Annotated in this window: 10 protein-coding genes; 5 read left to right on the top strand and 5 right to left on the bottom strand. The window is 55.7% G+C overall.

Annotated elements, in window-relative coordinates; all coding sequences use genetic code 11:
- Positions 1–1,437, top strand: coding sequence for an NADP-dependent phosphogluconate dehydrogenase (gndA, locus tag IGS16_RS02940; RefSeq protein WP_297083224.1), 1,437 nt, complete (start codon positions 1–3; stop codon positions 1,435–1,437).
- Positions 1,438–1,634: 197 nt separating this feature from the next.
- Here gndA and IGS16_RS02935 read toward each other — a convergent pair whose 3' ends face one another.
- Entirely contained in the window at positions 1,635–3,329 is a 1,695-nt protein-coding gene (locus IGS16_RS02935; protein WP_297083222.1) for an NAD(P)H-quinone oxidoreductase subunit 4, read from the bottom strand.
- Between the two features lie 339 nt (positions 3,330–3,668).
- Between IGS16_RS02935 and IGS16_RS02930 the strand changes: the two genes are divergently transcribed.
- The 3 genes from IGS16_RS02930 (at position 3,669) to IGS16_RS02920 (ending at position 5,251) form a co-directional block, all read left to right on the top strand.
- Positions 3,669–4,325: a DUF948 domain-containing protein gene (locus tag IGS16_RS02930; protein ID WP_297083220.1), complete on the top strand. Its 657-nt coding sequence runs from the start codon at positions 3,669–3,671 to the stop codon at positions 4,323–4,325.
- Positions 4,326–4,330: 5 nt separating this feature from the next.
- The gene (locus tag IGS16_RS02925; RefSeq protein ID WP_297083219.1) at positions 4,331–4,780 is read left to right on the top strand and encodes a hypothetical protein; all 450 of its coding nucleotides are present in this window, start codon (positions 4,331–4,333) and stop codon (positions 4,778–4,780) included.
- A gap of 129 nt (positions 4,781–4,909) precedes the next feature.
- A complete protein-coding gene (locus IGS16_RS02920; RefSeq protein WP_297083217.1) occupies positions 4,910–5,251 on the top strand; it encodes a hypothetical protein in 342 nt (113 codons plus the stop codon).
- Between the two features lie 232 nt (positions 5,252–5,483).
- Here IGS16_RS02920 and rpsU read toward each other — a convergent pair whose 3' ends face one another.
- The 4 genes from rpsU to IGS16_RS02900 all read right to left on the bottom strand — a co-directional run bounded on the left by rpsU (position 5,484) and on the right by IGS16_RS02900 (position 11,281).
- Positions 5,484–5,663: a 30S ribosomal protein S21 gene (gene rpsU, locus IGS16_RS02915; RefSeq protein ID WP_058881784.1), complete on the bottom strand. Its 180-nt coding sequence runs from the start codon at positions 5,661–5,663 to the stop codon at positions 5,484–5,486.
- A 178-nt stretch (positions 5,664–5,841) separates the two neighbouring features.
- Positions 5,842–7,149, bottom strand: coding sequence for a hypothetical protein (locus IGS16_RS02910; RefSeq protein ID WP_297083215.1), 1,308 nt, complete (start codon positions 7,147–7,149; stop codon positions 5,842–5,844).
- Between the two features lie 608 nt (positions 7,150–7,757).
- Positions 7,758–9,452, bottom strand: coding sequence for a hypothetical protein (locus IGS16_RS02905; protein ID WP_297083213.1), 1,695 nt, complete (start codon positions 9,450–9,452; stop codon positions 7,758–7,760).
- Positions 9,449–11,281 (bottom strand): hypothetical protein, encoded by a 1,833-nt coding sequence (locus IGS16_RS02900; RefSeq protein WP_297083211.1) that lies wholly within the window; start codon positions 11,279–11,281, stop codon positions 9,449–9,451. The genes IGS16_RS02905 and IGS16_RS02900 overlap by 4 nt, the downstream gene beginning before the upstream one ends.
- Positions 11,282–11,413: 132 nt before the next feature.
- On the opposite strand from IGS16_RS02900, the gene IGS16_RS02895 reads away from it, so the two are divergent.
- Positions 11,414–13,135, top strand: coding sequence for a DUF6798 domain-containing protein (locus tag IGS16_RS02895; protein WP_297083209.1), 1,722 nt, complete (start codon positions 11,414–11,416; stop codon positions 13,133–13,135).
- Positions 13,136–13,139 lie beyond the last annotated feature (4 nt).

Below are 13,139 nucleotides of genomic sequence, written 5' to 3'. Positions count from 1 at the left end.
ATGGCACAGAGTTTTGGTCTCATTGGTTTGGCCGTGATGGGCGAAAACCTCGCACTCAACATCGAGCGCAACGGCTATTCAATGGCGGTTTACAACCGCACAGGTTCGGTTACAGAAGAATTTATGAGAACGCGGGCCGCAGGGAAAAACTTCGTCGCCTCCTACACCCTGCCTGAGTTTGTGCAATCTCTGGAGCGCCCTCGCAAAATCCTGATTATGGTCAAAGCCGGCAGCCCGGTGGATGCCGTGATCGAACAACTCAAGCCCCTGCTTGAACCCGGCGACATGATCATCGACGGCGGCAACTCCCTCTACGAAGACACCGAGCGTCGCGTCAAGGATTTGGAATCCACCGGATTGCGCTTTATCGGCATGGGCGTGAGCGGCGGCGAAGAAGGCGCGCTCAACGGGCCGAGCCTGATGCCCGGTGGCACCGAGGCTGCCTATCGCGAAATCGAACCCATCGTTACCAAAATCGCTGCCCAAGTAGACGACGGCCCCTGCGTCACATACATTGGCCCCGGTGGCTCTGGGCACTACGTCAAGATGGTTCACAACGGCATTGAATATGGCGATATGCAGCTCATTGCCGAAGCCTACGACCTGCTGAAAAATGCAGGCGGCTTGACCAACGAGCAACTCCACGCTGCCTTTGCCGAGTGGAACACCACCGACGAACTCAACTCGTTCTTGATCGAAATTACTGCCGACATCTTTCAGAAGATCGACCCCGATACGGGCAAGCATTTGGTCGATTTCATCCTCGACGCTGCCGGACAAAAGGGTACGGGTCGCTGGACGGTAATGAGTGCCCTAGAACTGGGGGTCAGCATTCCCACCATCATCGCCGCGGTGAATGCCCGAATCATCTCTTCCATCAAAGAAGAGCGGGTTGCTGCATCAAAAGAACTGACGGGTCCCAGCGGACTCTACGAAGGTGATCAGCAAGTCTTTACCAACATGGTGCGGGATGCGCTCTACTGTTCCAAGATTTGCTCCTACGCCCAGGGCATGGCGCTACTCGCCAAAGCTTCGCAAGAGTTTAACTACAACCTTAACCTGGGCGAAATGGCCCGCATCTGGAAGGGTGGCTGTATCATCCGTGCAGGCTTCTTGAACAAAATCAAAAAAGCCTACGACGAGAACCCTGCTCTCCCTAACCTGCTGTTGGCTCCAGAGTTCAAGCAGACCATTCTGGATCGTCAGGCGGCCTGGCGTGAAGTTATTATGACCGCTGCTAAGGTTGGCATTCCGGTGCCCGCCTTCAGCGCCTCGTTGGACTATTTCGACAGCTACCGCCGCGCCACCCTGCCGCAAAACCTCACCCAGGCTCAGCGAGACTACTTTGGAGCGCACACCTACCAGCGCATCGACAAAGCAGGCACGTTCCACACCGAATGGGCCCCCGAAGCGCCCGCGCTGGCTAGCGTCAGCTAAGGGTTAGAAGCGCTTTTCCTGCAAGAAACCGCCGCTTGGGTTGCCAGGCGACGGTTTCTTAGTTCTAAAAATTTTGAGATTTGTGGCACAGTAATTCAGACATGCGTGGCAGTTAGGATTACTAGAAACCCTGAAAGTTTTGACCAGGCTAACTTTCGTCCCTCATTCCTGCCCTCTGCCACCCAGCCATCCAGCTATTATTCCACTACACCCAGAACCGGTGCTTTGGCGCTGGAAACGACTCCATTGAGCAATCCGCCCGCATAGGTTGAGGAATGCGTGAGCGCGAATTGCTGATAAGATATTTGCATTTGAGCATTCACAGCGACAGTCTTGGCATCATACATCTGCATGGCAGGCTTGGGATATAGCCCGATCGCCACAATCAGCGCCAAGAAGCAAACGGCGATAAACAATTCTCGCGGCTTGGCATCCTCAAATTTCGCATCTGCTGGCAGGACGCAGTTGGTGCCAAAGCAGGCAGCTTCCTCATTGCCCTGACGCTTCAGTTCAAAATCGCCCAGGTCACAGGACGGAATTACGTCGCACATTAGCTCAGCGCTCGTGCCGAAGAAGACCTGACGCAGCATTGACAGCAAATAGATTGGCGTAAGGATTAGGCCAACTGCGGAGAGAAACACCGTTACCGTGCGGAAGGTAGAACCGTAGACATCGCTCGTCGTCATGCCCATGAACACAGCGATTTCTCCAGCAAATCCGCTCATTCCGGGCAGCGCCAGCGAGGCCATTGCGCCAGCCGTGAATAGGGCAAACACGCGAGGCATCACCTGGCCGATGCCGCCCATCTTGTCCATCATCATGGTGTGGGTGCGGTCGTAGGTTACGCCAGCTAGGAAGAACAGCATCGAAGCAATCAGCCCGTGGGAAATCATTTGCAGCATTGCGCCGCTTACGCCGATATCGGTGAAGGACGCGATGCCTAGCAGTACAAAGCCCATGTGGGAAATGGAGGAGTAGGCGAGGCGACGTTTCATGTTCGTCTGCCCGAAGGAATTCAGCGCACCGTAGACGATGTTGACTGCGCCGAGAATCGCTAGAACTGGGGCGAAATAGACATGGGCGTTGGGCAGAAGCTCCATATTCAGGCGAATTAGCCCATAGCCACCCATTTTCAGCAGCACGCCTGCCAGAATCATCGACACTGGGGAGGAAGCTTCACCGTGAGCATCGGGGAGCCAAGTGTGCATCGGGAAGACCGCCAGCTTAACGCCGAAGGAGATCAGCAGCCCTGCGTAGAGCAAGAGTTCCATTGGCAGGGAGAAGTCCTTGAGGCGGAGGGCGGCAATGTCAAACGTAGTGGTGTCGCCGGAGAAAGCCATTGCCAGACCGGCAACTAGAATGAAGATAGAGGCGATCGCCGTGTACATTAGAAACTTCATCGCCGCGTAGCGACGGTTTTGCCCACCCCAGATGCACACCAGCAGGTATACGGGAATTAGCTCCACCTCCCACATGATGAAAAACAGCAGGAGATCCTGAGCAACAAACACGCCCACCTGCGCCGCGTATAGCACCAGCATCAGCGCGTAGAACAGGCGGGGCCGTCGATCTACGCCCCAAGCGGCAAACATCGACAGCGTGGTCACAAAGCCAGCCAGCAGCACCAGCGGCACCGACAAGCCATCCACCGAAACCGTCCAGCTTAGCCCAATCTGCGACATCCAGCCGAAGGTTTCCACCATCTGAAAGTCTGCGACAGTGGGGTCATAGTGAGTCCAGAAGGCGAAACACATCAGCACAAAGTCCGCCAACCCCACAGCGAGGGCATACCAACGGACAATTCTGCCGTCTTTGTCCGGCAGCAGGGGAATCAGGAGCGCAGCCGCTAGGGGCAGCAGAACGATGGAGGTTAACCAGGGAAAGTCGGTCATGGCGATGAAGCGAATGTAATGAGAATAAATACCTATTGGTCTTGTAAAGTTATTTTACTAAACTTTTCGGCTTGCACACACCAATTTTTTCAAGGCGAATCGGTATTAGATTTTGGGTCAACCTTAGAGAGAACTCTGGGTTTTTGTCAGAGCTGGGGAATTTCTCTCTCAAATCATTCCTCTTCCCAACATTCCCCTATTGTCTTCAAATGCCCCAAATAGGATGAAATTCAGGCAGAGAGAGCCTATTTCATGAAGCTTTTATGTAAAGCCAGTGCGGTTGCCCCCTTTTTTGGGCATTCTGAACCAAGATCAGGACAGATGGTGAACCTCTGAACTATGGCTTCTTCTGACTCTTCTAACCAAGTTTCGTCCCAAATTTCGTCTGAGCGGGCCGCCAGCCGCACGCCCGACCGCTTTCGCCCGGCGACCGATTTCCCCAGAGACGTTTCCCAACTTCAGCGGGCGGAGCTAGAGCGCACCTACCTAGAAATGCGAGAGTGCCTGGTTTTTACTAACCGCAGCCGGGGGCAACTGCTTCGCCGCAACGAGGAGCATAAGCAAACGTCGCTGCAACTCAGGGCAGATGTTGCCAAACTGCAAGTGTCTATCCAGAAGCTGGCGCAGGAAAAACAGCAGCTTGCCGCTTCGAGCCAGGAGTTGCTGCAAGGAATGGAGCAAGAACTGATGGCGATGGGCAGTCGCCTGGAAACGCTGTCATCGGCCTTCGATGCAGTGGCGGATGTAGAAACGGCAGATCGGATGCAGTGGAGCTTTTTGACGCTGCCGCAGCGGTTTTTGAACTTTTTAACCGCGGTTCGCAGTATTGTGAACTGGTGGCGTGAGGAGCAGGGCATTGAACCCACGCCGCCGCAGCCTGCGCTGCCTTCTACGGAGCGAAAGCTAACGCCAGAGGAGGAGGCGGAGGATCGGCGGGAGAATCCACAGAAATATAGCGATACGGCTTCAGTACAGAAATCGCTCCTTGATCGATAACTCTCATGGGCAAGAAGCGCATCAACCAACTGCTGAATCAGCTTAAGGAAAACCAGCAGGCCGAACTCCGCAACGCCGCCGCGATTTACTCTGTGGCGCAGATTGCGGTGGATGAACTGGAGGCGATCGCCACTGCTGATTTGCCCAAGCCAGAACGGGCGATTCCCGCAGGGATCGCTTCGCGAATCGCCCCTACGACTCCAGCGCCCGCTTTGCCTGCGGCCGTGCCGACCCAGCTCACTCAGGCAGAACTGCTGCAACGCTACGGTTCTTACAACGGCTGTCGCAGCGCGGCCAAAAAGTTGGGCATTCATTTTCCTAAAAACCCTAGCTGGCCCCAACTGATCGCTGCCTTTTCCTATATCGCTGCATTTCGCCAACTGATCCACGACTATGCCCAACAGCAGGAGATTCGCAATCTTTCTGGTGTCCGGTTCACAGTTACGTTGGAGTAGGCCAGAGCAACCAGGCTGAGGACTCAGGGTTATGTATAAAGCAAACCCTTCTGCCTGGCAGCTATCCGGATTTCTGCGGTTTGCATTTGTTTCTCTCTATATCAAGTCGCTGAGGCAGACAGGCAGAAAATGGACAGATTAATCGTAAAGCTGATTGGGCTGGCACTTTTAGTAGGCGGAATCTACTTCTTGGGCAAGAACGTGTTTTTTGCAACTAGCCTGGCCTTTTATTGGCGCAATCTCCCAGCCACGGGTTCGCTGCTTTGCCTAATGGGTGGTCTAGCGTCGCTGATTTTCTTTCCTCGGCAAACTGGGAGTTTAGGCTGGGGTCTGCTGGCCGTGGGCATTTTGCTGGTCTTTTTCAGCGGGGGTGCATACTTGTTGCCGACCAGCCTATGGCATTTTGTGGTGTCTTTTGGGGCGATCGCCGCTGGTTTCAAGCTCTTTACTGAGGAGCGCGTTCGGTTTTAGCACTCCTGTCTTTCGGAACCAATCGAGGTTCAGCCATCGCTAACTCAGCGAAAAAATAGCAGTAGGGCAAGAAAACTGGCTTTCTCACCCCACTGCTTAAATCACTGCCTAAAACTTATTCCTCATGCGGACATCACACGTACACATGAATTATCCAACCAAGCCTTAGCCTTAAACCTATGCTGCAAAGACGTATCAAGGCTTAACCTAAGCTCGAAGCCAATGCTCAAACCTAGCGGAAACGACGCTTCCGGCGAGCCATAATCGCCTTGCGCTTGCGCTTTTCTAGAGGAGTTTCGAAGTGACGGTGGCTCTTCACATCGGCCAAGATCCCCGCCTTGGAAACCTGACGCTTGAACCGTCGCAGTGCCGACTCAATCCCTTCGTTTTCTCCTAAGACCACCTGGGTCATGCAAAACACTCCTTAACTGATTGCAGAAAATGGTTTAGTCACTTTTCTAAGAATACCGCGTTTTATCCATCCTGTGCTACCCTTACCGCGCAGTTTGAAAGGTCAAGACAGGAAGGCGCTGATGGAGAACTGAACAAAGCCGGAAACCCAAGCAAAGTTGTAGCTTGAGGTCAAGAAACTAGGTCAAGAAGGACAAATCGACAGAGCCGAAATTAACGCTGAGCGCTACGTTTAAGTTCTCTAGCGCTTCAATTAGCCAGCTCACCGCATCACGAGAACAGGATTCGTAATGGCTGAACAAAATTGAGAAGCGCCGCTCTAGCGCAGGCTTGACCTTGCGGCACAGCAGCACAATCTTAAGCAATAGCCCCGTTGTCAGCATCGGGCCAAGATTTGTCAGCAAATCCACAAACACAAAGTGTCTAGGATGCTGGGCGTTATCCACGACCAAGAAGTTCAGCAGATGGCTACAGGTGCGGACGAGCAAAAAGTCATTGAGTCGCTGGTCGTCACTATCAGGCATGATGTCCTGTAGATAACCATAGAGCTGATTGTTGAACTGTCTGCGCCCATACTCCGGATCGACGGATGACGTGATGTATTCGTACAGATCGTTCTTAAAATCGGCGAAGCAGTGCGTGTAGTTGGTCTGGGCCAGAAAATTTTGAGCCAGATCTTTATAGCTGCGGCTACCCTCAATCTTGCCAGTATAGTGGCGCACCACGCGATTCAAATCGTGATCTTCTAAGAGGGTGGGATTAGAGACTGGGTGAATCAGTCGAGGAGTCGAAGGCGTGGCGATCGCCCCCGCAACAGCACCTTCAGTCGCCCGACCCTGGCGCACCTGGTAGGTCAGATACTGCGACAGGTCAACCTCAAACTTGTGCTGCCGCTCAGCCCGAACCTGACGCACCGTATTCTGCTGCTCGCGGGTGCAGTCTTCGCTAATCAGGCAATGCTCGTAGAGGTAGGGATAGCGCGGAATTAGAGTGCCCAGCGGACGCTGCCCGCTACCGTGATGTGCCTCGGCTGCCTCGCTCAAAACTTGAGCCAAGCGGCGCAGCGTCAGATATTGCTCAGTTTCGGTGAATTGGCGAGTCAGTTCCCGCAGACGACGGAGCGATCGCGACCGATGAATGCTGATCTGGTTCTGGGCTTGGGCAGCGTTGTTTTCAAATAGTTCAATCAGCTTGGGGATGGCCAACTGAGACTGCGATCGCGCCTGCCAGCGGTTAATCAAGATGTGGCAACAGCGGTTTAAGACATAGCGAAATTCTTCGGACGCAAGGCGAGAGGCTGTGACCTTATCAAGCGCCGCCACGATATCGGGATCACTATAGCGAGAGCCATCAATAAACAGCGCATGAAAGCGATCGACCATCTGCTCTGGCGTTTCATGCTCAATCCAGTGCAGTAGGTGGTCGTAGATCGTCTGCTCTTCCAGACTAATTTGCCGATAATAGTGATCAACTTGCGTGGTTACCACAACCTAATGCTCCCTTGTCAAACCCACCCTCAAACTCAGCCTCTGAAACCGCTGAAGCAAACTGTGACCGTAGATAAACCCCAAAGCCCAAGCAGCGATACCACAGCCAGACCTCAAAGATGAATCCGAAGTGCAAATTGAGAACTGTGCAAAGAAACACGTCAAGAGCGGTGTGACCCCCAGGCAATCCTTATGTCAATACCTCACGTGAACCTTTGCATAAACTCTGCATGTATTTACCCGATTGCATTAAATGCTATCAGAGGCTTCTAGGTCTTCGGTGTGACTGAAGTCACGCCAAGCTTAAAGCTTTGATGAACTTTTGCCGCTAGAGTCCTGACGGTTGTCGATGAACTCCACATCTCTATATATCTGTGCTTTTAAGGGGAGTTATGCAAAAATATGCGCCACTAAATACTGAGTTTTCTAGCCAATGCCTGTGTGTCAAGTTTTAGAGCGGAATTCCGTAATAATCTGTATTTTTTAAATCTTTCATCAAGTTTTCAAGTTGAACTGTAACCCAAATTGGCAAGTTCTGTATAGAGGGGGCGAATGCTTTAGCCGAGTAGATTCCACTCAGGCATCCATTGTTCCTCATCCTGATGGGCCTATCTGCCGCGCAGACAAACAGCATCCAGCACCGTCCACGCCTCAGCCTGTAAGACCTGACAGCGGTTGGCGCGTCTTGCAAGAATAGGTTTTGCGGTTTGCAAGTTGGTCTGGGCTTCGGCTAGTGCTTCTGGGTATTGGCGAAACTTGAGCGCTTGCAGCGTGCCGGGACGAAACGTGGTGCGGGAGATTAGCCAGAAGTCGATGCTGTATCGGTCGATCGTGGCTCGCAGCAGCGCCGGATCGCGGGTGTATTGGGCGCGAATCAGGTCGGTGGCCCGCTGGCGCATTTGTTGTCCGTAGGCTTTGTGGTAAGGAATGGCGTATTCTCGCCCGAACAAAATCGAGCGACCGGAAAAAACAGGAATGAAGTCGGCCTCGTCTTCTAGCGACGCAATTACGATGTCTTTCGGCTGTTGGGCGAAGAACTCGTACACTGCTGGTGCCTGCCCTACTCGAAACTCGTCGGCGGGGAATGGCGTGATGTAGCGCGGATAGAACCAAACGCTGGCGGCGATCGCCCCGATTCCTCCCAGCAAAACCATCGCAGGCAGCCACCGGACTTGCGCCCTAGGCAGCCAGCGTAGCCCTGTATCCAGTAACAGCGTCAGGGCGATCGCCGCCGCAAAGCACAGCACAAACCGCAGCGTGTAGCCCGTATAGCGACTGGGCAAATGCAGCCGAAACAGCAGCGCGTGGGCGGCAAAAAACAGCACTAGCGCCGCCGCTACAATCCGCAGCAGCAGCCCCAGATGCTTCACCTGGCGCACCAGTGGCGTGGGCAGCTTCCACAGCAGCAGCGGCAAAAACACGCCCAGCCCCATCAGCGGTGGCTTGAAGGTGGGAAACAGACCGCTGCGGTGTCCCGATAGCCAGAACATCGTGACATCATCTAGAAAGAAGCGGCCGCGCCCGTCGCCCAAAAACTCTGGGTCGTCCAGCACATCGGCCGCCGTCAGTGCCGGGCCATAGGGGTTGTCTGCCAACAGGTAGGGCAGCAGCACCGACACTGCAATCCCCAGTCCGATGCCCAAAAACACCCAATCGGCGCGGTGGTGGGTCAGCCCTAGCCGTCCCTTTTGCCACTGCACCAGTGAGAACGCCAGCACGCCGCCGCACACCAGTGCGTATTGCGGGTAGAACAGACCCATGAGGGCGATCGCCAGCCAGCAGCCCCAGTGTCGCCGCAGCAGCGTGTACAGAAACGCCAGGAACAGCGGGATCATAAAGGCGCGGGGCGTGGCCGAAGCCAGGTCATCGTGGGACCAAAACACCAGGTTCAGCAGTATTGCTACAAAGAAGCCGCCGATGGGCACCGGGAGAAACTGCATCGCCACGCCAAAGCCAAAGCCCGTTGCTGCCAGCGCCAGTACGGGCGGCAGCAGCTTGCTGAGCAGCAGCGGGTCCATGCCCAGTGCGGCAAATAGCCGATAGAAAGTGGTGAACCCCCAGGGCGCAACGGACTGAAAATAGTCGGCAATCAGGTCATTGGCAAATAACTCTGGGTCAAAAAAACGCTGCATCCAGAACAAATGCTGCCGTGCGTCGTCCTGCACCACGTATTCGGCGCGAAAGGCCCGTTGCAGCACCAGGCTGCTGTAGGCGATCGCCACCAGCAAGCTTGCCCCTAGCCAGAACCATCGACTGCGGCGCGTGTTTGCCAGAAGCGGGTGAGCATTGGGCAGGTGCGTCACACCGGGTTCCTCCGCAGGCGGTTCAGTGCTAGCACACAGTTGGTGTCGATCACGCGATAGGTTGAGTCTTCGTATCCAATGCAGCGCCGAGGAATCCGCGAGAGCGCCGGAACCGCGCCGTTCTCAATCTGGGTGGGTAGATCGCCAATGCGGTCGGCGTATTCCACCAGCGATGGATTCAGCCGGAAATAGCCCGGACGAAAGGCATTGCGCTGGAGTAGCCAGAAATCGACCTGCTGCTGCTGAATGAACTGCTTGAGTGTGTCCAGGCTGGGGGTGTATTGCGCCTGGATCAAATCGAGCGATCGCCCCACGACTTCGTTGTAATAGCCCAGGTGATAGGGAATGGCGTAGCCCTTGCCGCCCACGACGAGCGATCGCCGCGTGAAGCTGGGCAAATTGTTCATCTCTGGCGCAATGGAGGCGATGCGGATGTCCTTGGGCTGCGCCGCCAAAAACTCGTACAGTTCCGGTTGCGCCGTGCCGATCACGTAATCCGTGATGGGGTAAGCATTTTCGTTAATTCGCAAAAACAGCGGATAGCCCAGCAGCAGCACCGTCAGCAGGCTCGCCAACCCCAGCGGAGCCAGCCGCACCCGCGCCGATTGCATCCACCGCAGCAGTGCGTCGAAAATCAGCGCCAGCCCAATTCCCGCCGCCAGAATCGCCACCACGCGAAAGGTATGCTCGGTATACCGATTGGGCAGGTGCAGCTTGAAGCGAACCAGGTAGGCCAGGACGTAGAGCGCCACTGAAGCGGCGATCGCCTGTCCAAACACATGGGCATTGCCATTTACCCGACGGGCCAGCGGAAACCGTCGGGGCAGCCGCAGCAGCAGGGGCAGCAGCACCGCAAAAATCACCTGTGGTAGCCCAAACCGCACCCGGCTAAGATGAATGGGCGGCTGGGTGGGGTCGCCGTTGTCGGGATAGAGCCAGTTCAGCGGGCCATAATCGACCGAACACCAGTCGCCAGGGAGCATTCCCGCCCGCTTGCCGCAGAGCCAGTAGCGGACGTAGTACTCAATCTGGTCGGAAATGTAAAACTCTGACCAGTTCGGCTCCCAGAAGGTGGGCATTTGCAGCGACTCGGCGGCGGAAACGGTTGGGCCAAAGCCGTGGTTTCTCAGCACGTAGGGCAATAGGACAAAGAAGGCAACGATCAGTCCGGCGATCGCCCTGCGATAGTGCTGACGATCATAGGTCAGCCCCGGTCGCCAGCCGTCAAACCGCAGCAGCCGCACCAGCAAAATGCCGCAATAGACAAACAAGACCTGTGGGTAAAACAATCCCTGTAGCGCAATGATTCCCAGCAGGGGCAGCAATTTTTGCCGCAATAAGAAATAGAGAAACGCAAAGAAAAACGGGTAGACGAAGGCGACAGGAGTCGCCGACACAATATCATCCCGCATCCAAAAGCCCTGGTTGAGCAGCAGCGCCGATAGGAACCCGGCAAAGGGCATGGGCAAAATTTCCAGCACGGTGATGAAACACAGCGCCGTCGTCGCCAACGCCAGCACGGGCGGCAGCAGCTTGTGCAGCAGCAGCGAGTCCACGCCTAGCTGAGCAAAGACCCAGTAGAGCGTGGTGTAACCCTTGGGCGCAACCGCCTGAAAATAGTCGGCGTGAATATCGTTGGGGAACAGATCCGGATCGACAAAGCGCAGCATCCAGGTAACGTGCTGCCGCGCATCGTCCTGCACCACATAGGCATTGCCAAACGCCTGAAATAGTGCCGGTAGGTAGTAGAGCAGCGACACCAGCAGGCTCAGCCCCAGCCAAAACCAAACGTGCGGTTCCCGCAGGGATTGCTTCGCGAATCGCGGCATTTTATCAATTGCCGTCGTTAGAGCAGGTGGGTAAAACCGGGGACGGGAAGGTGACATGGCAGAGCAAGGTTACAAAACTTTGCGGACGCGACCCAGAGTAGTGTAATAGTACCTTAGGTTTTGACGGTAGCCATGAGTACCCTCGGCAAGGATTTTCAAAGAGAGTTTGGGAAGCAGATTCGAGCCACCCTCGCAGCAGTCGCACCGCTTTGGCTGCCTGTGCTGCTGCTAGTGGGCCTAGTCAGCCTGCGGTGTCTCTTGGTTGGCAACATGGGCCAGGTGAATGAAACAAACATCCTCCCCTTTGCCCGCCAGCAAGTCAATCCAAACTGGCTTCCCCAGGACTGGTATCTGAATCAGCCCCCTGGCTATCGCGTTCCGTTTATTGCGATCTTTGGACGCATGGCGGATGCGTGGGGGTTCCTGCCCACCTCGATCATTGGCAGACTGTTGGGCTATACGGGTCTGTCGGCGGGGCTGGTCTTCCTCAGCCGTCGCATTGGGCTGAGCCTGCCGCTGCTGCTGTTGTCGATGATTCTGTTCCTCTACGTCAACACCGGCCTGAGCGGCGCATCGGGGGCGCAGGGCACGGTTTCTCGCGAGTGGCTATTTGGCGGCATCGAGCCGAAAATTCCAGCCTACACCTGCATTTTGTTTGCCCTTGGGCTGCTGCTGGCGGGGCGCATTGTGCTGGCGGGGCTGCTGCTGGGCGTGGCGACTTCGTTTCATACGCTGGTGGGCGGATGGGCCTTCCTGGCGGCGATCGCCTGGCTAGTGTTGTGGCGGCGTGACCTGCTCCGCAATCTGGGCAATGTCCTCAAAATGCTGGCGCTGTATGCGGTGGGCGCAGTGTTTTCGATTCGCCCGGTGTTGCAACAGTTGACCATGCAAACGCCGGAGGGCCGCTTTTCGGAATCCTTTGTCTACGTTTTTATCCGCACGCCGCATCACCTGAACCCGCTGTCGTGGGACGGGGGCTGGTGGCTGAAGCCAGTAACGCTGTTGGCGATCGCCCTCGGCAGCGCCATTTTGCTGCACCGCATCGCCCAGCAGCGGCGACAGTTGCACACCCCCCATCACCGGGCGCGGATGGGCCTGACTGCGTTTCTGCTGTGCAGCCTGATTCCCTTTGCGGCTGGACTGCTGGCCGCGCCCTTCGACACCGAAGGCGAATTTTTGCAATACTACCCATTTCGCTTTGGCGACATTATGCTGCCGCTGAATGCCTGCCTGCTGGGGTGCTGTGCGCTGGAGCAGGCGATGGGCAGGCGATCGCTCAGCGGTTCAACCGGGCAAGCAGCGAAACGACTGCGGCGCGTGAGTTTGTGGATTGTGGCGGCAGTCTGTGCAGCACAGTCTGTTGTGTTTGTGCAGCAGGCGATCGCCCTGCAAGACTTCCCTAGCCGTGCCCAGCGCATCGACCGGGACGGCAAGGAATTGTGTGAATGGATTCAGCAAAACACGCCCCGCGATGCCATCTTCGTGACACCGCCTGTGGAGTTGGACAACTTTCACTGGCTGGCAGAGCGGGCAACGATTGCTAAATTTAAGCTCGTGCCGCCCGCTTCAGTCGGGATTCCCGAATGGATTGATCGTCTAACTCGCTTGAGCGGCAGTGTCGATCCGTGGGTGGGGATTCAGCGCGATCGCAACAACAGTCTGGACATTCAGCGACGGATGACGCAAGGCTATCGCAACCTGACCACCGAGCAGGCGATCGCCCTCATGCAGACCTACAGCGCCGCCTATTTTCTCTCCAAAGGGTCACCTAAACTTTACCTCCCTATCCTGTACCAAAACGAAGACTACACGCTCTACGCAGCGCCCAACCCGGTTGCCCAGCCAGGCAATTAGGTTC

The sequence above is a fragment of the Thermoleptolyngbya sp. C42_A2020_037 genome, assembly GCF_015272455.1.
Classification (GTDB): domain Bacteria; phylum Cyanobacteriota; class Cyanobacteriia; order Elainellales; family Elainellaceae; genus Thermoleptolyngbya.
The sequence above is the reverse complement of the archived record's forward strand: the minus strand, read 5'-3'. Positions and strand labels throughout refer to the sequence as shown.